The sequence below is a fragment of the Ruegeria sp. ABF4_144 genome (assembly GCF_056160045.1).
Window position 1 is genome coordinate 2,844,875 of the sequence record NZ_JBSWWK010000001.1, and the last position, 20,956, is coordinate 2,865,830.

The 20,956-nt window shown below is 60.0% G+C and carries 19 protein-coding genes; 9 read left to right on the forward strand and 10 right to left on the reverse strand.

The window, feature by feature from the left end; translation table 11 throughout:
• Positions 1–108 precede the first annotated feature (108 nt).
• The 9 genes from ACXAGD_RS14170 to ACXAGD_RS14210 all read left to right on the forward strand — a co-directional run bounded on the left by ACXAGD_RS14170 (position 109) and on the right by ACXAGD_RS14210 (position 9,701).
• A complete protein-coding gene (locus ACXAGD_RS14170; protein ID WP_475211500.1) occupies positions 109–1,683 on the forward strand; it encodes an acyl-CoA dehydrogenase family protein in 1,575 nt (524 codons plus the stop codon).
• Positions 1,684–1,727: 44 nt separating this feature from the next.
• On the forward strand, positions 1,728–2,621 hold the full coding sequence (gene ttcA, locus ACXAGD_RS14175) for a tRNA 2-thiocytidine(32) synthetase TtcA (protein WP_475211501.1): 894 nt from the start codon (positions 1,728–1,730) through the stop codon (positions 2,619–2,621).
• Between the two features lie 72 nt (positions 2,622–2,693).
• Positions 2,694–4,238 (forward strand): putative bifunctional diguanylate cyclase/phosphodiesterase, encoded by a 1,545-nt coding sequence (locus tag ACXAGD_RS14180; protein WP_475211502.1) that lies wholly within the window; start codon positions 2,694–2,696, stop codon positions 4,236–4,238.
• 123 nt (positions 4,239–4,361) lie between these two features.
• Positions 4,362–6,191, forward strand: coding sequence for a membrane protein insertase YidC (gene yidC / locus ACXAGD_RS14185; RefSeq protein ID WP_475211503.1), 1,830 nt, complete (start codon positions 4,362–4,364; stop codon positions 6,189–6,191).
• Entirely contained in the window at positions 6,188–6,925 is a 738-nt protein-coding gene (locus tag ACXAGD_RS14190) for an MOSC domain-containing protein (RefSeq protein ID WP_475211504.1), read from the forward strand. The genes yidC and ACXAGD_RS14190 overlap by 4 nt, the downstream gene beginning before the upstream one ends.
• A complete protein-coding gene (gene yihA, locus ACXAGD_RS14195; protein ID WP_475211505.1) occupies positions 6,922–7,575 on the forward strand; it encodes a ribosome biogenesis GTP-binding protein YihA/YsxC in 654 nt (217 codons plus the stop codon). Before ACXAGD_RS14190 ends, yihA begins: the two co-directional genes overlap by 4 nt.
• A gap of 60 nt (positions 7,576–7,635) precedes the next feature.
• Positions 7,636–8,499, forward strand: coding sequence for an acetylglutamate kinase (gene argB / locus ACXAGD_RS14200; RefSeq protein WP_475211506.1), 864 nt, complete (start codon positions 7,636–7,638; stop codon positions 8,497–8,499).
• Between the two features lie 21 nt (positions 8,500–8,520).
• The gene (locus ACXAGD_RS14205) at positions 8,521–9,207 is read left to right on the forward strand and encodes a ferredoxin (RefSeq protein ID WP_475211507.1); all 687 of its coding nucleotides are present in this window, start codon (positions 8,521–8,523) and stop codon (positions 9,205–9,207) included.
• Entirely contained in the window at positions 9,204–9,701 is a 498-nt protein-coding gene (locus tag ACXAGD_RS14210) for a SixA phosphatase family protein (RefSeq protein ID WP_475211509.1), read from the forward strand. Before ACXAGD_RS14205 ends, ACXAGD_RS14210 begins: the two co-directional genes overlap by 4 nt.
• Before the next feature lie 45 nt (positions 9,702–9,746).
• Here the strand turns inward: ACXAGD_RS14210 and ACXAGD_RS14215 are convergent, their stop codons facing one another.
• From ACXAGD_RS14215 to ACXAGD_RS14260, 10 genes are all read right to left on the reverse strand, one after another.
• A complete protein-coding gene (locus ACXAGD_RS14215; RefSeq protein ID WP_421596689.1) occupies positions 9,747–10,538 on the reverse strand; it encodes an amino acid ABC transporter ATP-binding protein in 792 nt (263 codons plus the stop codon).
• 12 nt (positions 10,539–10,550) lie between these two features.
• On the reverse strand, positions 10,551–11,906 hold the full coding sequence (locus ACXAGD_RS14220) for an amino acid ABC transporter permease (protein WP_475211511.1): 1,356 nt from the start codon (positions 11,904–11,906) through the stop codon (positions 10,551–10,553).
• A 1-nt stretch (position 11,907) separates the two neighbouring features.
• Positions 11,908–13,176, reverse strand: a complete 1,269-nt coding sequence (locus ACXAGD_RS14225) for an amino acid ABC transporter permease (RefSeq protein ID WP_475211513.1) — start codon at positions 13,174–13,176, stop codon at positions 11,908–11,910.
• 126 nt (positions 13,177–13,302) lie between these two features.
• Complete coding sequence (locus tag ACXAGD_RS14230) at positions 13,303–14,319, reverse strand: amino acid ABC transporter substrate-binding protein (protein ID WP_475211515.1); 1,017 nt, start codon at positions 14,317–14,319, stop codon at positions 13,303–13,305.
• Between the two features lie 207 nt (positions 14,320–14,526).
• Positions 14,527–15,234 (reverse strand): ATP12 family chaperone protein, encoded by a 708-nt coding sequence (locus ACXAGD_RS14235; RefSeq protein ID WP_475211517.1) that lies wholly within the window; start codon positions 15,232–15,234, stop codon positions 14,527–14,529.
• A 4-nt stretch (positions 15,235–15,238) separates the two neighbouring features.
• Positions 15,239–15,910: an HAD-IA family hydrolase gene (locus ACXAGD_RS14240; RefSeq protein WP_475211519.1), complete on the reverse strand. Its 672-nt coding sequence runs from the start codon at positions 15,908–15,910 to the stop codon at positions 15,239–15,241.
• A complete protein-coding gene (locus tag ACXAGD_RS14245) occupies positions 15,907–16,950 on the reverse strand; it encodes an RluA family pseudouridine synthase (protein ID WP_475211521.1) in 1,044 nt (347 codons plus the stop codon). The genes ACXAGD_RS14240 and ACXAGD_RS14245 overlap by 4 nt, the downstream gene beginning before the upstream one ends.
• A gap of 106 nt (positions 16,951–17,056) precedes the next feature.
• Positions 17,057–18,370 (reverse strand): replication-associated recombination protein A, encoded by a 1,314-nt coding sequence (locus ACXAGD_RS14250; RefSeq protein ID WP_475211522.1) that lies wholly within the window; start codon positions 18,368–18,370, stop codon positions 17,057–17,059.
• Position 18,371: 1 nt separating this feature from the next.
• A complete protein-coding gene (locus tag ACXAGD_RS14255; RefSeq protein WP_475211524.1) occupies positions 18,372–19,757 on the reverse strand; it encodes a trypsin-like peptidase domain-containing protein in 1,386 nt (461 codons plus the stop codon).
• 72 nt (positions 19,758–19,829) lie between these two features.
• On the reverse strand, positions 19,830–20,882 hold the full coding sequence (locus tag ACXAGD_RS14260; protein WP_475211526.1) for a TauD/TfdA family dioxygenase: 1,053 nt from the start codon (positions 20,880–20,882) through the stop codon (positions 19,830–19,832).
• Positions 20,883–20,956 lie beyond the last annotated feature (74 nt).

Genomic DNA, 20,956 nt, shown 5'->3' on the forward strand with positions numbered 1-20,956 from the left:
CCCTCGTCAGACTTGACCCATCAGATTCCGCGCTGAACACTTGGACCCACACAGCCCGAGGTCCAGATGGTATCCGACGCGCGCCAAACGCAGCCCACGCATCAGGTCATGAACCAACCGCCCGCGCGCGGGGATTGCGACCTGTGGGCATCGGATCCGGTTCTGCGCACTACGGTTGGCTTCGCCGAAGGACGATCCGCGCCTTTGGCGGCATATGGCGCACAACTGGGACGTGCTGAAACCCGTGAGTTGGGGCGCGATGCGAACCGGAACACGCCGGATTTGAAGCAGTTCGATGCTGGCGGCAGGCGTCTGGACGAGGTGCGCTTTCACCCTTCCTACCACCAAATGATGCAGACCAGCCAATCTGCCGGACTTGCCGCCCTGCCATGGGACGGGCAGCCCGGAGGTCATGCGACCCATGCTGCAATGATCTATATGGCTAGCCAAGTAGAGCCGGGTCATTGCTGCCCGCTGACCATGACCTATGCGGCTATTCCTGCCCTTGCCGCAAATACAGACCTCGCCTCGGTCTGGCGCCCCAAGCTTACGGCGCGCTCATATGACCAGACGATAAGGCCCGTGGCCGAGAAGACCAGCGCCACACTCGGCATGGCCATGACCGAGAAGCAGGGCGGCTCGGACGTGCGGGCCAATAGCACCACCGCCTCACGGGATGGGGATCACTGGCGGTTGCGCGGGCATAAATGGTTCTGCTCGGCCCCTATGTCGGATGGTTTCCTGACTCTGGCGCAGGCACCGGGCGGGCTGACCTGTTTCCTTGTCCCTCGCTGGTTGGAAGGCGAACGAAACGCCATCCACCTGATGCGGTTGAAGGACAAGCTGGGCAACAGGTCCAATGCCTCGGCCGAGATCAAGTACCACGACGCGCTGGCCTATCAGTTGGGCGACGAAGGTGCAGGCGTGCACACAATCATTGAAATGGTGCACCACACGCGGCTGGACACTGCCATGGCCCCCGCCGGCCTGATGCGCGCCGCTTTATCCGAGGCGCATCATTGGGTCACTCACCGCAGTGCATTCCAGCGCCGATTGATCGACCAGCCGCTGATGCGCACAGTGTTGGCCGACCTGGTGCTGGATTGGGAAGGTGCGCTGACGTTGGGAATGCGCGTGGCGCAGGCCTTTGACAGCCAAACCGCCGAAGACAAGGCCTTTGCGCGGATCAGCGTTGGGTTGGCCAAATTCCTGAACAACAAACTCTGCCCCGTGGTCTTGGCCGAAGCGATGGAGGTGCTGGGCGGCATAGGCTATGTCGAGGATACCCCCCTGCCCCTGCTCTACCGCGAAGCCCCTCTGAACGGCATTTGGGAGGGGTCAGGCAACGTCATCTGCCTCGACATCCTGCGCACCCTAAGCCGTGAGCCGCTGGCTAAGGACGCGCTGCAGGCGGAACTGGACGTCGCAGCGGGCACAAATCGCGCCTATGATGCAGCCCTGAGGACGTATCGCGATCGTTGGCCGGACCTTCCGCCCGAGGCCGAGGCACGCTGGTTTGTCGAGCGTACGGCGCTGCTGCTCACCGCTTCACAACTGCTGCGTCACGCGCCCGGCGCAGTGGCGGATGGGTTCGTCGCAACGCGCCTTTCCAGCGACCGCGGGCGCATCCCCGGATCGGTTACAGGCCTAGACATAGACGCCCTAGTGGCGCGCCTTGGCTGACCCGTCCCCTTGCCCGGTTGCGTCAACTGCTGTAGGGGCTGCGCATGTTTGACGAAGCTGATGATATCCACCCGCTCTTTGCTGGCGCACCCTCGACCACCGAGTTCAAGAAGCTGCGCAAACGCATTGTACGCCAGACCCGCGAGGCCATCGAGCAGTACGGGATGGTGGACCCGTCCGTCCATGACAAGGAGGGTAAGCCGCCCCGCTGGCTGGTATGCCTGTCGGGCGGCAAAGACAGCTATACCCTGCTGGCGGTTCTCTATGAGTTGAAATGGCGCGGCCTTCTGCCGGTCGATCTGCTGGCCTGTAACCTGGATCAGGGGCAACCCGGTTTCCCAGCTACTGTCCTGCCCGAATTCCTTGAACGCATGGGCGTGCCCCACCGGATCGAGTATCAGGACACCTATTCCGTCGTGATGGATAAGGTTCCGCAGGGCCGCACCTATTGTGCCCTGTGTTCACGCCTGCGCCGGGGTAACCTGTACCGGATCGCGCGCGAGGAAGGCTGCAGCGCCGTGATTCTGGGCCACCACAGAGACGATATCCTTGAAACGTTCTTCATGAACCTGTTCCACGGCGGCCGTCTGGCCACGATGCCTCCAAAACTGGTGAACGAAGAAGGCGATCTGTTTGTTTTCCGCCCCCTCGCTCATGTGGCCGAGGCCGACTGCGCGAAATTCGCGAACTCGATGAACTATCCCATCATTCCCTGCGATCTATGCGGTAGTCAGGACGGGCTGCAACGCCAGCAGGTAAAACAAATTCTGGACCAGTGGGAAAAAAACAGCCCCGGCCGACGTCAGGTGATGTTCCGAGCCCTGACCAACGCACGGCCCTCGCACCTGCTGGACCCGAAACTGTTCGATTTCCAGGGTCTCGCGCTAAACCCTACCAAAAAAGACGAAAATTCGGATGAAATTCCGCTATTGCGTTAACGTCTGACTCAGATTGGTTTTCTACGGTTGCCCCATACGTGCTATGCCAAAACGTAGGGGTCCGGAAAACCGATGTGGAAACGTCTCACAGTCGAACGCGTTCTTTATGCTCTTACTTCGGTTTTGAGCGGCCCGGCCGCTTTGGCTTTCATCCCGGCAATTAGCCTGGCGGCATTCTGGATCGGCGGGGAACGGGCGCTGGTAATATCCGCCCTTTGCCTGCCACTGGTTTTTCTGGGGGCCGCCACGTTTGACGCCCAGTCCGACCGACAGCGGCAACGGCGCAACCCTCCTGGCGGCATAATGGCGATCGACGTCTTTGCTTCGGAACTTGAGAGTATTTTCAAAACATACGCGCCCGGCGGGGCAGATTCGGCCTGCATCCTCGTTGCGCTGGACGACTTCCCTGAGTTTATTGACCTTCACGGCAACGCCGCCGCCGATCATCTGGCCGAACAGTTCGGCCGCCGCATCCTTTCAGTCGTCCGCACGCAGGACATCGTAACTCGGCTGGATCAGAACAAGATCGCCATCGGCCTGCAGCCTTCGACCCATCTGGATCTTGAGGCCTGCATTCAGATGGCCGGGCGCATTCAGGCGGTTGTTGAGGAACCCTTCACGCTCAACGGCACGGGGGTGTATGTGTCCTGCTCGATCGGGTTCAGCCAGCTGTCCGGCGCGGCGGATGGCCCCTACGAAGATTGGATCGACGCCGCCTCAGCGGCATTGGGTGAGGCGCAACGGAACGGACCCTCCACCATTCGCGCTTTCTCCAACGAAACGCAGCGTCGGTCGCGCATTCGCGCCAATCTGCGAAAAGAGTTCGAGGCGGCACTGGACAACGGCGAGATCCGCCCGTGGTACCAACCCCAGATTTCAACCGATACAGGGCGTGTTACGGGTTTCGAGGCCCTGGCCCGCTGGGAGCACCCACAAAAGGGAGTGCTGAGCCCGCAGGTATTCCTGCCCTTTGCCGAACAGGCTGAACTGATGGAGAAACTTGGCCAGGCGATGCGGCACCACGCTTTTGCGGCAATGCGTGACTGGGATCGCGCCGGGATCGTGGTCCCCCGGATCGGAGTAAATTTCTCCTCCGACGAGCTGCGCGACCCGGCCCTGATCGACCGGCTGAAATGGGAGCTGGACCAGAATGACCTGACACCCGACCGGCTGGCGGTCGAAATTCTGGAAACCGTGTTTTCGCGTCGACCTGATGACGTAATCACCCGCAACGTGACCAGCATGTCCAAACTGGGTTGCTGCATTGATCTGGATGATTTCGGTACCGGGCATGCCTCGATCGCGTCGATAAAGCGGTTCAATGTCTCGCGGATCAAAATCGACCGGTCCTTTGTTGCCAAGGCAGATCGCGACGCCAGCCAACAGCAACTGGTTAGCGCCATCCTGACCATGGCCGAGCGGCTGAAAGTCGAAACGCTGGCCGAAGGGGTTGAGACGCTGGGCGAACATGCCCTCATGGCGCAACTGGGATGCGATCATGTTCAGGGGTTCGGGATTGGCAAGCCAATGCCGTTTGAAAAGACGCTGGACTGGGTTGCGGCACATCAGAACAAGGTCAACGGAATGCCGAAGATCGGGCGCAAGACAGGCCAGTAATCGCGAATTTACGCCACAGAAACGCGATCCGTGACGAATTGACAGGCGATTCCGCTTGACCTTTGGGCCTGCACTCTGTTGAACCCACCGGGTGTATTTCACTGCTTAAGGTGGCTGTCCCCGATGGACGATCAGAACAAGAATCTCATCCTTGCAACCGCGCTCAGCTTTGTCGTGATCCTTGTTTGGTTCGTGCTGTTCCCCCCGCCGGAACAGACAACCGTGCCCGGAGAGTCCGAGATTGCAGCCGTTGATGGCAATGAGGTTCAGACGCCCAGCGCGGCCGGCACAGGCACTGTTGGTGAAGCGACAACCGCCGCTGAAGAGACATTGCCCGAGGAGCAGGCTCCGCGGGTCGAGATCGACACGCCTCGCCTGAAGGGTAGTCTGTCGCTGTCGGGTGGCCGCATCGATGAGCTGTTCCTGAAGGACTACAAGGTCTCGATCGAAGAAGGCGCACCGATTGTAGAGCTACTGTCCCCGGTCGGATCGGAATCGGCTTACTATGCTCTCTATGGCTGGGCTCCGGGCGCTGGTGTTGCTGGTGCAGATGTACCCGGCCCGAACACGCTCTGGACCGTCGAGCAGGGTGAGATCCTGGGCGTCGACACTCCGATCACCCTGAAATGGGATAATGACAAAGGTCTGACGTTCCGCCGCACGCTTTCCGTGGACGAAGACTATATGTTCTCGGTCACGCAGTCTGTCGAAAACAACTCGCAATCCGAAGTTGGAATGGCCCCTTATGGCATTCTGGCCCGCCACGGGATTGGCGAGGATGGCGATCTGCCTGATCTCAAGAACTTCTTCATCCTGCACGAAGGCGTAATCGGCATGGCCGACGGCACGCTGGCCGAGATCGACTATGGAGATGTCCGTGACTTTGACATCGATCCGAACGAACGCGCGCAGGCCGAGGTCTATCAGGTCAAGGAAGACGGCTGGATCGGCTTCACCGACCATTACTGGATGACCACGCTGATCCCCGAGCCGGGAACCGCCTTCAAGGCTGCTGCGAAATATGACGCGCGCCGCAAGATTTATCAGACCGAAACGGTTCTGCCGACCCTGACCGTTGCCCCGGGCGCGACGGAAGAGGTCACTACGCAGCTGTTTGCTGGTGCCAAGGAATGGGAAACCATCCGAGAATACCAGAAGGAAGGCGTCCAGAAATTCATCGACAGCATCGACTGGGGTTGGTTCTTCTTCCTGACCAAGCCGATCTTCTGGCTGCTGCACAATATTAACGCGCTGATCGGCAACATGGGCTGGTCCATCATCGGCCTGACGCTGATCATCAAGGCGATCCTGTTCCCGTTGGCGTTCAAGTCCTACGTCTCGATGGCGAAGATGAAAGAACTGCAGCCGCAGATGGAGGCCCTGAAAGAGGCTGCTGGCGACGACCGTCAGAAGATGCAGCAGGGCATGATGGAGCTGTACAAGAAGGAAAAGGTGAACCCCGCTGCGGGCTGTCTGCCGATCCTGATGCAGATCCCGATCTTCTTCTCGCTGTATAAGGTGATCTTCGTCACGATCGAACTGCGCCAGGCGCCGTGGTTTGGCCCGTTCCAGGACCTCAGCGCGCCGGATCCGACCTCGATCTTCAACTTCTTCGGCCTGCTGCCCTGGGCGGCCCCGGCGCCGGAAAGCTTCATGGCGTTGATCTTCATCGGTATCCTGCCGTTGCTGCTGGGTATCTCGATGTGGCTGCAACAGAAACTGAACCCGGCACCAACTGATCCGACGCAGCAAATGATCTTTGCATGGATGCCGTGGGTGTTCATGTTCATGCTGGGCGGTTTTGCCAGCGGGCTGGTAGTGTACTGGATCGCGAACAACACGATCACATTCACCCAGCAGTACCTGATCATGCGCAGCCAGGGCTATACGCCGGATGTGTTCGGCAACATCAAGTCCAGTTTCAAGCGCACGCCGAAAACGGATGACAAATGAATGCTGAAGTAACCCAGCTTTGGCGGCACCCGATCAAAAGCCATGGTCGGGAAGCCGTCGAAACCGTAACCGTGATCCCCGGGCAGACCATGCCCGGGGATCGCGTTTGGGCGGTTGCGCATGAGGCGTCCAAGGCGGACGGCTCGGAATGGGTGCCGTGCGCCAATTTCAGCCGCGGAGCGAAGGCGCCGCAATTGATGGCAATCTCGGCCCGGTCCAACGGTGAAACCCTGACCCTGTACCACCCGGACCGCCCGGACCTGAGTTTTGCACCCGACCGCGAGCCTCAAGCGTTTCTGGACTGGGTCAAACCCCTGATGCCCGCAGATCGGGCCGCCTCAGCGCGGATCATCCGGGTTCCCGGGCGCGGTATGACCGACAGCGACTTCCCCTCAATCAGCCTTTGCAACATAGCGTCTCATCGCGCGGTTGGACAAAAGCTAGGACAAGACCTGTCCATCCACCGCTGGCGCGGCAATGTTTGGTTTGATGGTATGCCGCTGTGGGAGGAATTCGACTGGCTGGGCCGCGAGCTTCAGATCGGCGAAGCTGTGTTCCGTGTCCGTGACCGCATCACCCGCTGTCTGGCGACCACGGCCAACCCGGAAACAGGCGCACGCGACGCAGATACTCTGGGCGCGCTGGAAACCTGGGGCCACAAGGACTTTGGTGTCTATGCCGAGGTCATCAAAGGCGGCGCAATTTCGGTTGGCGACAAGGTAGAACTGCTATGAGCACCCTCCCCTTCCCTTTGGCTGAAGACCCGGATGAATTCGCGTCCGAGCGTGGTCGCAAGCTGTTTGCAGGCGAATCCGAGTTCGTCAAAGGCGTGGTCGCCATGAACGGCCTGCCCGCGCCCGACCGGCTGGAGGTCTGCTTTGCAGGCCGCTCGAACGTGGGAAAATCCAGCCTGATCAACGCGCTGACCGGCACCAAGGGTCTGGCGCGCGCCTCGAACACGCCGGGCCGCACGCAGGAAATCAACTTCTTCACCCAAGGCCCGGAGCTCTATCTGGTGGACCTGCCCGGCTATGGCTATGCCAACGCGCCGGTAAAGGTGGTGGAAAAATGGCAACGGCTGCTGAAACAGTACCTGAGCGGCCGTCAAACCCTGCGCCGGGCCTTTGTCCTGATCGACTCGCGCCATGGGGTGAAACCGGTCGATGCCGAGATCATGAAGCTTCTGGACACCAGCGCCGTGACCTTTCAATGCGTGATGACGAAGGCCGACAAGGTCAAGGCCAAGGAGCGCGAAAAGGTGCTGGAACAGGTGCGCGGCGCGTTGTCCAAACACCCGGCGGCTTTCCCGGAAATCGTGCTGACCTCGTCTGAAAAAGGCGACGGCATACCCACTCTTCGTTCGATCATCGCGCATCTGGAATAGCTTGCCCCTTGGCAGCACCGCGCAAAGGCCCTAACACGGAACGTCAAAGGGACCTAAGCCATGAAGACAAGAGATATGAACCGGGACTGGATCGCCACCGCCGCCACCTTGAACAGCGCCTTGCCGTACTTGCAGCGTTATGACGGCGCGATTGTCGTCATCAAACTGGGCGGCCACGCCATGGGCAGCGACGAAGCGATGGAAAGCTTTGCCCGCGACGTAGTCCTTATGCGTCAGGTCGGAGTGAACCCGGTGATCGTGCATGGTGGCGGTCCGATGATCAATGCGATGCTGGATCAGCTGGATATCCAGTCCGAGTTTGTGAACGGCAAGCGCGTGACCGACAAAGCCACCGTTGAGGTGGTCGAGATGGTTCTGTCCGGCCTCGTGAACAAGCGCATCGTGCAGGCGATCAATGGCCAGGGTGGTAAAGCTGTGGGCCTGTCAGGCAAGGACGCAAACCTAATTGTCTGCGATCAGGCCGATCCGTCGCTTGGGTTTGTCGGCTCTCCGTCCGAGATGGACCCGGCCATCCTGCACAACCTGTTCTCGCATGATGTGATCCCGGTAATTGCACCCTTGGGGGCAGGCAAGGACGGCGAGACCTTCAACATCAACGGTGACACCGCCGCCGGAGCCATTGCCTCCGCCCTAAAGGCAGACCGGCTTCTGCTGCTGACGGATGTCTCGGGCGTGAAGAACGCAGGCGGTGAAGTTGTGACCGAGTTGAAAGCAGGTCAGATCCGCGAAATGACCATGGACGGCACCATTGCGGGCGGGATGATCCCCAAGACCGAAACGGCTCTGGACGCACTGCACAGCGGTGTCCGCGCCGTGGTTATTCTGGACGGTCGCGCGCCCAATGCGGTGCTGCTGGAGCTGTTCACAGAGCACGGTGCCGGGTCACTGATCCGCCCCGACTGACCCACAGCCTGTGGAGGAGAGATGACCGGACATCCACCACCCTCCTCTTACGCAGCAGCAATCAGCTATGGCTGGGTAATGCGCGCTGCGCATCAAGCGGGCCTAATCGTCATGGGCTCGACACATCCGCGAAAAAGCGGTGCCAAGGGCCTGGACGGGGGAACTCTGGTCCTTTTAGGCGCAGGTTCGGCTTTCTGGCCCGTCTTGAAGGCGTCGCCGGAATGGTCAGAGCCCGACCCTGTGGACCGTTGGTCCAGTCGCGTCATTGGGCAAATGGCACAGGATCTGGGTGCGCAGGCATATTTTCCGTTCGGCGGACCGCCTTACGCACCATTCATCGATTGGGCGTTAAAATCCGGTCGCACCTTCAGCAGCCCGGTAGGGGCGCTGGTGCATGACACTGTGGGCATGATGATCTCGTTTCGAGGGGCACTGCATTTCGCACGGGTATTCGACATCCCCGAAAGCAATAGCACCTCGCCTTGCACGGAATGCCCGGCGCCCTGTGCAACATCCTGCCCGGTCGAAGCATTAAACACCCGAAACTTTTATGACGTCGCAGCCTGCCACACTCATCTATCCACCCCAGAAGGGGAAACCTGCATGACCGGCGGCTGCATAGCCCGGCTGTCCTGCCCGCTGAGCGCAGGTGCAGAGCGCGACCCGGATCAATCCGCCCACCATATGAGAGCGTTTCACCCGTCATGACCCGCACCCTGATCCTGACCCGCCACGCGAAATCGAGTTGGGACAGCCCGGCACTTAATGATCACGACCGCCCACTGAACAAGCGCGGGCGTAAGTCAGCAACAGCGATTGCCGAGTGGCTGCGTGAACACGGCTGGCTGCCGGATGAGGTGCTGAGTTCGACCTCGACCCGCACGCGTGAAACCTGGGATCGGATGGGATTGCAGGCGGACAAGGTGTGTTTCCACCGCGCGCTCTATCATGCGGCCCCCGAGAGCATGCTGAATGAGCTGTCAGGCGCCACAGAACCCACCGTGCTGATGTTGGGGCACAACCCCGGCATTGCTGCCTTTGCCAGCCGTCTCGTCAGGCAAGCCCCCGACCACGCCCGGTTCCACGACTACCCCACCTGCGCCACGACCGTGATCCGGTTCGATATCCACGACTGGGCGCATGCCCGCTGGCACAGCGGCGACGTGCAGGGGTTTGTCATTCCGCGTGAGCTGCTGGAATGAAAAAAGGCGGGGTAAAACCCCGCCTTTTCTTTCGTTTCGCTTGGATCAGTGCCCCAAAATTTGGCTGAGGAACAGCTTGGTCCGTTCGCTCTGCGGGTTGTTGAAGAACTCTTCCGGTTCGTTCTGTTCCACGATCTGACCGGCATCCATAAAGATCACGCGGTTGGCGACCTGACGGGCAAAGCCCATCTCATGGGTCACGCACAGCATGGTCATGCCTTCCTCGGCCAGTTCGATCATGGTGTCGAGCACCTCTTTGATCATCTCGGGGTCAAGGGCCGATGTCGGTTCATCGAACAACATGATCCGCGGCATCATGCACAGCGAGCGGGCGATCGCCACACGCTGCTGCTGACCACCCGATAGCTGGCCGGGATATTTCAGCGCCTGATCCGGGATTTTCACCTTTTCCAAGAAATGCATCGCGCGCTCTTCAGCCTCTTTCTTAGGCGTCTTGCGCACCCAGATTGGGGCCAGCGTGCAGTTTTCCAGAATGGTCAGGTGCGGGAACAGGTTGAAGTGCTGGAACACCATGCCAACCTCGGACCGGATCTTGTCGATGTTCTTCAGGTCATTCGACAGCTCGGTCCCGTCTACCACGATCGTGCCCTGCTGGTGTTCTTCCAGCGCGTTCAGGCAGCGGATTAGGGTAGACTTACCCGACCCCGAAGGCCCCGCGATCACGATCCGCTCGCCCTGATTGACGGTCAGATTGATGTCACGAAGCACATGGAACGACCCGTACCACTTGTTCATGTTGGTGATTTCGATGGCGACCTCGTCGCTCACCTGCATTTTCGAGCGGTCGATTTCGCGTTCAATTGCAAGTTCAGACATGTGTTGAACTCCTTAACGGTGGCCAGTCTGAAGCTTGCGCTCCAGATACATGGAATAACGGGACATGGAGAAGCAGACGACGAAGAACAGAACGCCGATAAAGGCAAACAGTTCCCAGTAGACGCCGTTCCAGGCGGTATCGGCGCGGATGCCGTTGGTCAGACCGATCACGTCGAACAGACCGATGATCGAAACCAGTGTCGTATCCTTGAAGATACCGATGAACGTACTCACGATGCCCGGGATCGAGATTTTCAGCGCCTGCGGCATGATGATCAACCGCTGCGCCTGCCAGTAGTTCAGGCCCAGACTGTCAGCCCCTTCGTACTGACCGCGTGGCAGGGCAGCCAGACCACCCCGGATTACCTCGGCCATATAGGCGGCCGAGAACAGGGTCATCATGATCATCACCCGCAAGATGATGTCAAAATTGGTGCCCGGCGGCAGGAACAGGTTCAGCAGCAGTGAGGCCACGAACAGCAGCGTGATCAGCGGCACACCGCGGATGAACTCGATGAAGCCCACGCACAGGTATTTGACGATCATCAGATCCGACTGACGGCCGAGTGCCAGAACGATGCCGATCGGCAACGAGACACCAATGGCCACAACGCCCAGCAGGATCGCCAGCATGAAACCGCCAAAGTCGCGGCTTTCGACAGTCGCTATACCAATTGGAATGACAGAGTTGACCGCGTCAGCAACTGCGCCAGCAGCAAACAACCACCACAGAATGGGCAGCCCGATTGCAAGGATTAACGCCGTCAGGGACCCCGCCATTGGAAGCACAACCTTGTAGGCGAGATAACCGATGGCGAACCCGGCAGCGACCATCAGCGGTCCCCAGATCGACCCGCCCCACATCAGCCAAGGCAGAAGGAACGGATAAGCCGCCGTCACAATCAACAGCTTGCGCGGCACTTTGGTGAACAACACCGGCGCAATCGCAACCAGCAACAGGATGAAAGTCAGGTTCGGCCGGAAATAGGCCGGCCAGCCGCCCGATTCAGGCGGATTAGACCACGTTGCGTCCGGATGCGCCGGATAAGGTGGATAAAACCCGTAGAGCAACTGCAGCCACCGGTCCTTGATCACGCCCCAGCAGGCATGACCATGAGTATCACCCCAGGTCGCCATCATGATCTCACGACATTCCGACAGTGAATTGGCATTCCAAACGGATTGGAACGTCCAAGCCAGAATGTTGGAGAGCACATAGTAGATGAAATACAGCGAGATGAGCGTAAGGATTGCGTTCAGCCAGCTTGAGAACAGGTTATGCTTGATCCATCCCAGCACACCGACCTCGGATGCGGGTGGTGCTTGTTCCGGCAACATTTCCGTGCGGACAAATGAAACATCACTCATATTACCGCTCCACCAGTTTGACACGGTTGTTGTACCAGTTCATCACCGCCGAAATGCTCAGCGAGATGGTCAGGTAGACCAGCATCAGCAGCAAAACGCATTCCAGCTCGCGGCCGGTCTGGTTCATGGTGATACCGCCCAGCGTCCCCGTGATGTCCATATATCCGACCGCAATCGCCAGCGACGAGTTCTTGGTCAGGTTCAGGTAGTTCGAGATCATCGGCGGGATGATCACCCGCAACGCCTGCGGCAGGATCACCAGACGCATGGTCCGGCCCGGGCGCAGACCCAGTGCGGATGCAGCCTCGGTCTGCCCCTTCGAGATGGCCAGAATACCGGCGCGAACGATCTCGGCGATGAAAGCCGCAGTGTACAGCGACAGGGCCAGCCACAGTGCGATCAACGAGTTCCGTAGGTGGGTGCCGCCGGTGAAGTTAAAGCCCTTCAGCTCGGGATAGCCCAGGTGGAAGCCCAGCGCGCCCAGCAGGATGGCCGATGGCACGAACAGCAGGCCCAATTGGATGTACCAGATGGTCGGACGGTCACCGGTCTTTTCCTGCGTGGCATTGGCCCAGGCCGACACTTTGCGCATGGCAAAGATGCTGCCGCCAAGCACGATCAGGAAAGCGATCAGGTCCAGTGAGACGTCAAAACGCAGGCTTGATGTCCCGAACAGGTGGATGTCGCCCAGGCCGCGCGAGAACAGAAACTCGGGGATGTAGACCCCGCGGTTGGTCACAGCAACAGTGCCGAAGAGATCCATCGTGGCTTCTGGATTTTCACCCCGGAATGCGCGCGGCGCAGGCAGGCTTTCAATCAGGATCGCCATAGCGAACACGATCCAAAGCAGGACCGGAACGTTGCGGAACATTTCGACATAAACCGTCATGATCCGCGCGATCAGCCAGTTATTAGACAGACGCAGAACACCAACCATGACACCGATGATTGTTGCCGTAATACAGCCCAGAACTGCAACAACCAGCGTGTTTAGCAGGCCTATAAACGCCGCACGCAGATGGGTATCGCGCGAGTCGTACTCCAGCAGGCGTTGGTTAATGTCATAGCTTGCCGGTTCAGCAAAAAAGTCGAACCCGACCGATCTGCCCAACGTTTCGAGGTTCTGAATGGTGTTGTTGATAATCCAGGCTGCCAGAAGCATGAAACCGATCATCGCGATGACCTGAATGGTCGCAGATCGATACCGCGTATCGTAAAGGAGCATGGACAGCCGGAAGTGCTCCTTCGGCGGGTCAGTGAGTGTCGTCATGACCTATGTTTTTCCCCGTTCATCCCGTTTTTAGCCGGCGAAGTTGGTCTTCGCTCAATCTATCCGGGAGTGTTTCTTATTTATGGAAAAAGGGCGCGGGTTGAACCGCGCCCTTTTCCGTGGATTTTAGCGGAACGGCGGTGCGTAGAGCAGACCGCCATCGGTCCACTGTGCGTTCAGACCGCGTGCCAGACCGATCGGAGTTTCCTCACCGATGTTCTTGGCAAAGATCTCACCGTAGTTGCCACCAACTTTGATCGCACGCTGCGCCCAGGCTGCGTCCAGACCCAGCATCTCACCCAGAGTGCCTTCGCTGCCCAGCAGACGGTTCACTTCGGGGTTGTCGGTGCCAGCGGCCATCTCGTCGATGTTCGCCGAGGTCACGCCCAGCTCTTCGGCTGCGATCAGCGCGTTCAGGGTCCAGCGAACCACATCGCCCCACTCGTGATCGCCGTGACGGACCAGCGGGCCCAGCGGCTCTTTCGAGATGATTTCAGGCAGGATCACGTGGTCGCCCGCGTTTTCAAAGGTGGCGCGGGTTGCGGCCAAGCCCGAGGCGTCGGTGGTGTAGACGTCACAGGCACCAGCCAGGTACTGCTGCTGCGCTTCGGCGTTGGTTTCGATCGGAACCGGCTCGTAGCTCATGTTGTTGATGCGGAAGAAATCCGCGAGGTTGAGCTCGGTTGTGGTGCCGGTCTGGATGCAGACGGTGGCGCCGTCCAGTTCCTTGGCCGAGCTAACGCCCAGAGCCTTGGGAACCATGAAGCCTTGACCATCATAGTAGTTGATGCCGATGAATTCGAACTTCAGGTCGACGTCACGGCTGAAGGTCCATGTGGTGTTACGGGCCAGCATGTCGATCTCGCCCGATGCCAGCGCGGTGAAACGGGTTTTACCGGTGGTCGGAATGAATTCGACAGCGGACGGATCGTCCAGAACGGCGGCTGCGACGGCACGGCATACGGCCACGTCAAAGCCCTGCCACTCACCGTTGGCATCCGGGCTGGCAAAACCGGGAACACCAGTCGCCACGCCGCAGTTCAGCTTGCCGCGCGCCTTGACATCGTCGGCAGTTCCCGCCGCGGCTACGCCAGCAGCCAGGCCGGCAATGGTTGCCACGCCCAAGAATACGGATTTTTTCATTTTTACCTCTTCCTGATTTTCCGCCCCTATCACAGGACGGTTCTGTCCGGCACCTCTGGCACCGGAAAGGTTTCCCAAAGGTGTCTCCCCTTTAGTGGGCATGAGTTTGGGCGCAATCATTCACAAACGTCAAGGGTCGGATCAGGGAAAACGATGGGTCAATCCAGAGATGTTCCACACAACGTCAGAAAATCAGGCTATAAGGGCTCAAATAGAGAGGTCGAAGAACCGTTTGGCGTGCATAAAGGCCGCCTTCTTGGTCTCGGCAACCGCGTGGGCCTCGTCGTCATGGCCCCATTGCTCAATCTGCCACAGCTCATCCAACCTAGAAATTTGCCAGATTTCCTCGGCATCGCCCCGGTTTTGCGCCGCGGCAAATCCAAGAATGAGAGAGCCCGACAGGCTGACAAGGTCATGAAAGGCCGCCATTTGAAAGTCGTTCAGCCCGTGGACACGCTGCCGAAGGGTTGCCAGCGCTTCAGCCGGTTGGGGTTGGTGTAGCACACCGGCAACAGGCAACAGTCGTGCAGACAGTGTCTCTGCTGCCCAATCCAGCACCGGGTCCCACTGTTCGGCCTGGCGCTGCTGCAACTCTTGCGGGTGAACCGCGCGATAGCACAACAAGTCCGAATCGCCATAGTCGGCCAGCATGTCTGCAACTTCGGCGTGTTGATGGTGAACCTTGTCGATTGCTGCATTTGCCGAGCGGGTGAACGGCATCACCGTCGGGTCGATCACTTTTTCCTGCGCATCCCATTCTGTGGCGACCTCGTCAGCCATGGCGCGGGTCGGCAGAACCAACGCCGCCTTGGCGGGTGTTTTTACCCGGCGGCCGTCCAGTTCGACGGTATATCCGCCCTCAGTTTCGACCACCGCGCTCTCGGTCCAAAATCGCTTGGGCTTCCAATCGCTCATGTTGTCAGGTCCAGATACTGTCCAGCGCGCGAGGCAACTGGTCAAAGGTTTCAATTATGCAGGTCGCGCCGTCTAGAACGGATCGGTCATGATAGCCCCAGGTCACGCCAACACCAGCCACACCGGCAGCTCGCGCCATGTCCATGTCGAACTTTGTGTCTCCGATCATGACCGTATTGACTGCATCGACCCCGGTTTCGCCGCGTGCCGTGTCGATCATCGACGGGTGCGGTTTGGACGGATGGTGATCCGCGACTTGTCGTGTCACGAAGAACCGCTCCAGCTCATGCGCCTCGATCAACGCATCCAACCCGCGCTGAGATTTCCCGGTGGCCACGCCCAACAGAACCTCCGGCACCGCGTGCAGAGCTTGGATGGCGTCCAGCGCCCCGGGATACAGCGGAGAGCTTGCCGCCCCCTGTTCAAGCCGTTGTGCATGATAGGCTTCTTTGTACCCTTCGACCAAGCGGTGCTGCATGGTTTCGGGATGCTCGGGTGCCAGCTGTGCCAGTGCATTGGGCAGGGACAACCCGACGATCGACAGGATTGCTTCGCGCTCTGGCACCGGCAGGCACTGGGCATCGAAACAGGCGGTCATTGCCGAAACGATACTGCCCTGACTATCGACCAGAGTGCCGTCTACGTCGAACAGCACCAGACGCAGCGGTGCGCTCATTGCAGTTCCTCAAACGGGTCGTCCGCGGCCAGGTCCTCGGTCCAGCCGAAAGTGTCCCAGCTGTGTTTCATATGTTCCGGCAACGGAGCGGTGACGGTAATAGTCTTGCGCGTCATCGGATGCTGGAAAGTTGCCTGACGGGCGTGCAGGTGCAGTTTTTTGCTGATGATTCCGCCCAATTGCGCGCCCCAGCCATCGCCAAGATTTTCCTGCCCCGAACCGCCGTATTTGCCGTCACCAATGATCGGATGCCCGATTGCCGCCATATGCGCCCGCAGCTGGTGGGTACGGCCGGTGATCGGCTCCATCGCCACCCACGCAGCACGCCCGGCCACTCGATATAGCGTCGCATAAAGCGTGTGCGCCCGCTTTGCGCCCGGATTGTCGTCGAGCTCGTTCAGGTGGACGGGGATCATCTTTTCGCCCTCGCCGTGCTTGCCGTGACCCGGAGCCTTTACGAGGCCAGTCTTGATCTCGCCCAGATACGGGGTCGGCACCCCAGCTACCAGCGCCCAATAGATCTTGCGGGTATCACGGTGACGGAAGGCTGCGGTCAGCCCCTTCGCGGCCTCACGTGTGCGAGCCAGCAACAGGACACCCGAAGTGTCCTTGTCCAGCCGGTGCACAAGGCGGGGGTTCTCGTCATAGCCAAAGCGCAGCGCCTCAGACAGGCTGTCGACGTGGCGGGTCTGACCACTGCCGCCCTGTACAGGCAAACCGTGCGGCTTGTTCAGCGCCAATACGTGGTCGTCGCGATAGATCACGCAGGACTGGATCATCTTGGCATCGGCGTCTGATATGCGCCGCTTGACCTCGGCAGGCTTGTGATCGGCATCGGGCAGAGGCGGCACGCGCACAACCTGCCCAACCTCAAGCCGGGTAGAGGCCTTCACCCGACCGCCTTCAACACGCAGCTCACCCTTGCGGCACATCTTTTCGATGCGGCCCTGACTGACATGCGGAAACAGACGGCGCAGCCACCGGTCGATCCGCTGGTCGCCGTCACCCTCTGCCACGGTGATCATTTGTACGCCGCTCATGCCGATATCCCCTTCACGCGGCGGTTCCGCGCGGATTGTGTGCCCATAGGTGCCTTAGAAAACATGCGCGTCTGTGGCGTGCCGCACCGCAAGAGTCAAGCCAGCGCTAGGGCCTGTTCCGCTGCGCCCGCAGTTTCGCGAAGTAATCCAGCCGCTTTTTGAGTTCCCGCTCGAAGCCACGCTCAACCGGTTGATACAGCTCGGGCCGCTCCATCCCGTCCGGGAAGTAGTTCTGTCCCGAAAACCCATCCTCGGCGTCATGGTCATAGGCATAGCCCGCGCCATAACCCTGATCCTTCATCAGTGAGGTTGGCGCGTTCAGGATATGCTTGGGCGGCGGCTCGCTGCCAGATTGCTTGGCCAGCCGCATCGCTGCCTTGTATCCCACATAAGCCCCGTTCGATTTCGGCGCCAACGCCAGATAGACCAGCGCCTGTGCCAAAGCCAACTCGCCCTCGGGCGAGCCCAGTCGTTCATAAGTCTGCCACGACTGCAGACAGATCGCCTGCGCCTGCGGATCAGCCAGCCCGATATCTTCGACCGCCATCCGCGTGATGCGGCGGGCCAAATAGCGCGGGTCCTCTCCCCCTGTCAGCATCCGCGCGAACCAATACAGCGCCGCGTCCGGATCGGACCCGCGCACCGATTTATGCAGGGCCGAGATCAGGTTGTAATGCTCATCGCCTGACTTGTCGTATTTCGCCGCCCGCTTCATCAGCCGCGTCGACAACGCATCGGGGTCTAGCGGAGCTTTTACCTTCCACGCCGCGATCTGCTCGATCAGGTTTAACAGCGCCCGGCCATCGCCATCGGCCATCTCTTGCAGCGCCTCGCGCGCCGGGCCGGTCAGGGGCAACGCGCGATCCAGCTCTTTCTCGGCCCGTTGGGTCAAGCGTTCCAGATCGGCTAGGCTGAGGCGCTCCAACACCAGCACCTGCGCCCGGCTAAGCACAGCGGCGTTCAGCTCGAAGGACGGGTTTTCGGTCGTGGCCCCAACCAGCAGGATGGTCCCGTCCTCCATATGCGGAAGAAACCCGTCTTGCTGAGCCTTGTTGAACCGGTGGATTTCATCCACGAACAGCAACGTGCCCTGCCCGTTCTGGCGGCGGATCTTCGCGGCCTCGAACACCTTTTTCAGGTCTGGAACGCCAGTGAAGATCGCGCTGATCTGAACAAAATGCAGATCGGTCTCCTGCGCCAGAAGCCGCGCGATGGTGGTCTTGCCAACACCCGGAGGACCCCAGAACACCAGACTGGACAGGCTGCCCGACGCCAGCATGACCCCAAGCGGCGCATCCGGGCCCAATACCTGCTCTTGCCCGATCACCTCAGCCAGAGTCTGCGGCCGCAGCCGGTCAGCCAGCGGGCGGTGCGCGGGTGGTGCGGGCTGAGCGGCCCCGGTATCGAACAGGTCGCTCACGTCACAACCGGAACCGGAGAGAGACCGTACGGCCACCCCTGAGAATATCCAGATTGATCCGGCGCCCCGGGTCGGTCAGCGCATCGACCACATCTTCGGGAGTTTTAATCTGCGCGCCATTGATGCTGTTGACCACATCACCCGGCCGCAACCCCGACCGGCCACCATAGGGGCCGGCATCCACCACGACCACTCCGGCCTGAGACAGCACAAGGCCCATCTTTGCGATCACCGCCGGATTAACGCGCGAGACGGTCAGGCCCGGCATCACGGTCTGGTTGTCCAACGTGGTTTCTTCGGCCGCCGGGGTGTCAGGCGCCTTGATCAGCGCGATTTCCACCTCGGCGCGCTCTTCCCCCCGCAGCCGGGTCACCATCGACGTGCCACCCACACCGGCGACCGCCATACGGAATTTCATCTCGGCGGGCGAGTTCACTTCATCCCCATCCACATGGGTTACGACATCACCTACGCGCAGACCGGCCTCGGCCAAGGGGCTGAGGGGATGCAGGTCGGAAATTACCACTCCCAGCGGGATCACCAGCCCAAGAGACTCAGCGATATCCGCGCTCATGTGCTGGCCCGCCATCCCGGCCCAGGGGCTGACAAAACTGTCATTGCCGCCCTGCGCCTGTCGCAGGAACTCCGCTACCAGATTGGCCGGAATCGCAAAGCCGATGCCATTGGACCCGCCCGAGCGGGTTAAAATTGCCGTATTGATCCCTATCAGGTCGCCATTCACATCAATTAGCGCCCCACCCGAATTACCCGGGTTAATCGCTGCATCCGTCTGAATGAAATAGCCCCGCGCGTTGCCTGTGGCTGCTCCGGTACGCGCCAGCCCCGAGATGATGCCGGACGACACCGTCTGCCCCACCCCGAACGGGTTGCCGATGGCCAGCGCCAGCTCTCCAACCGCAACATGGTCGGAATCACGCATCTGCAGGTAAGGCAGGTCCTTGGCCTCTTCAAGCCGCAGGATGGCGATGTCGCTTTCCTTGTCGCCCAGAACCACCTGCGCCGAAAACTCGCGCCGATCCGTGGTCACCACCCGGATTTCCGTGGCCGTCCCGACCACGTGGTAGTTCGACACCACATACCCATCGTCCGACAGGATCACACCCGACCCCAGCGAGTTCTGCACCCGCGGACGGGTTTCTCCGAATCCACGCCCAAAGAAGTCCTGAAAAAACGGGTCCGAGAAAAACGGGTTCGCCCGCCCCTGCCGCACGATCTTGGCATAGATGTTGACGACCGCTGGCGAGGCCTCTTTGACCACCGGCGCAAAGCCGAGCGAAATCTCGGTCTGGGATTGCGGGACGCGGGTTTCAGCCGTGGCAACAGAAGCGCAGGCAACAGAAAGAGCGATAAGTGTCGCGCGGAACATGCAGACCTCGAATTACAGAGTTGAGATGGATATGCGTCCGCGCGAAACGTAATGCAAGCATGTGGTGGTGGTTCAATCGAGCGGAGCGTGCAACTGCGTGCCCCTTGTGATGATCCCACCGCGATTGCCGACCTCAACACTGCCGTAGCGCTGCCTAAACACATCCGGCAACTCTCGGTCACCCTTCGGCGACAACCAAAGGCGGAACAAGTGACGCCGTTCCGCCGGATCGGGCCAGTCGGTAAACCCAGTCCGGTCATGCAGCTGAGAATGGTTGTAGACAAACTGCATATCCCCGGGCTGCAAACGCATACTCAGGTGCAGTTCTGGATCATTGGCCAGCGCATCGAACCGGTCCAGCGCCGCAACATGATCCGGCGTGAGGCGCATGGCCTCGGGGAATCTTTGTGCGCTGTCGATGTATTGCCGCTGATAAAACACCGTCAGCTTGCCATCATGCCAACTGAAGGGCGGAATGGTCATAAAAGGCTGCATGCCCTCCGGTACTTCACCCCGACGGTCGGTCGCAATGGGGTCGAAGAGCCGCTCCAGCAAGTCCGGGCAATCTGCACGCATCCGGTTGTAGATCGCTTCGGCACTGACCAGCAGTGATTCTCCACCCTCCCTGGCGTCGCGCAGACACAGCAGCCCAACGATATCGGCGCTGTCAGTGTGGAACGTTTGGCGCTCGTGGGTCTGGTAGATCCGCGTGTTCGGGTCATTTGCATCAGCCCCAATATCCCGGACATGGCCCAGAATATGCCCCTGCGCGTTTTGCGAGCGTGCCGATCCCAGATGCGCCCCCACTCCGCAAAAGATCGCTGCCGCCAATTCCTGTGTGTAGTTCTGCACTGGAAGGCCCCGGATCACCTCAAACCCGATTCCTCGGATTAATTTGTCGCGCAGCCCGGCGAGATGCACATCCATCCGTTGCAACGGGAAATTGGCCATTGTGATTTCACCGATGTCCCGACCCAAACTTAGGTAATGGCGCGCAGCCTGCTCCAAGTCAGCAATATCCTCTGGCGTTAGCTCGACAATCCATTCGTCCTGCCGCTTACGCATGTCCTGCCCTGTCCAGGCAGATGGCCCTGTGAGTTCGGTCGGTCTCTCAGACTGCGTCATAGTCTTCCCTCCCTGGCTTGCCTTCCAGAATGGCGCGGCAAGACGGCGCGGTCATGACTGGAATGCAATGCAAA

Bases quoted from the DNA above. Each gene is read 5' to 3' on its own strand.
- ACXAGD_RS14170 (WP_475211500.1), top strand. From the start codon at position 109: ATGAACCAACCGCCCGCGCGCGGGGATTGCGACCTGTGGGCATCGGAT.
- ttcA (WP_475211501.1), top strand. From the start codon at position 1,728: ATGTTTGACGAAGCTGATGATATCCACCCGCTCTTTGCTGGCGCACCC.
- ACXAGD_RS14180 (WP_475211502.1), top strand. From the start codon at position 2,694: ATGTGGAAACGTCTCACAGTCGAACGCGTTCTTTATGCTCTTACTTCG.
- yidC (WP_475211503.1), top strand. From the start codon at position 4,362: ATGGACGATCAGAACAAGAATCTCATCCTTGCAACCGCGCTCAGCTTT.
- ACXAGD_RS14190 (WP_475211504.1), top strand. From the start codon at position 6,188: ATGAATGCTGAAGTAACCCAGCTTTGGCGGCACCCGATCAAAAGCCAT.
- yihA (WP_475211505.1), top strand. From the start codon at position 6,922: ATGAGCACCCTCCCCTTCCCTTTGGCTGAAGACCCGGATGAATTCGCG.
- argB (WP_475211506.1), top strand. From the start codon at position 7,636: ATGAAGACAAGAGATATGAACCGGGACTGGATCGCCACCGCCGCCACC.
- ACXAGD_RS14205 (WP_475211507.1), top strand. From the start codon at position 8,521: ATGACCGGACATCCACCACCCTCCTCTTACGCAGCAGCAATCAGCTAT.
- ACXAGD_RS14210 (WP_475211509.1), top strand. From the start codon at position 9,204: ATGACCCGCACCCTGATCCTGACCCGCCACGCGAAATCGAGTTGGGAC.
- ACXAGD_RS14215 (WP_421596689.1), bottom strand. From the start codon at position 10,538: ATGTCTGAACTTGCAATTGAACGCGAAATCGACCGCTCGAAAATGCAG.
- ACXAGD_RS14220 (WP_475211511.1), bottom strand. From the start codon at position 11,906: ATGAGTGATGTTTCATTTGTCCGCACGGAAATGTTGCCGGAACAAGCA.
- ACXAGD_RS14225 (WP_475211513.1), bottom strand. From the start codon at position 13,176: ATGACGACACTCACTGACCCGCCGAAGGAGCACTTCCGGCTGTCCATG.
- ACXAGD_RS14230 (WP_475211515.1), bottom strand. From the start codon at position 14,319: ATGAAAAAATCCGTATTCTTGGGCGTGGCAACCATTGCCGGCCTGGCT.
- ACXAGD_RS14235 (WP_475211517.1), bottom strand. From the start codon at position 15,234: ATGAGCGATTGGAAGCCCAAGCGATTTTGGACCGAGAGCGCGGTGGTC.
- ACXAGD_RS14240 (WP_475211519.1), bottom strand. From the start codon at position 15,910: ATGAGCGCACCGCTGCGTCTGGTGCTGTTCGACGTAGACGGCACTCTG.
- ACXAGD_RS14245 (WP_475211521.1), bottom strand. From the start codon at position 16,950: ATGAGCGGCGTACAAATGATCACCGTGGCAGAGGGTGACGGCGACCAG.
- ACXAGD_RS14255 (WP_475211524.1), bottom strand. From the start codon at position 19,757: ATGTTCCGCGCGACACTTATCGCTCTTTCTGTTGCCTGCGCTTCTGTT.
- ACXAGD_RS14260 (WP_475211526.1), bottom strand. From the start codon at position 20,882: ATGACGCAGTCTGAGAGACCGACCGAACTCACAGGGCCATCTGCCTGG.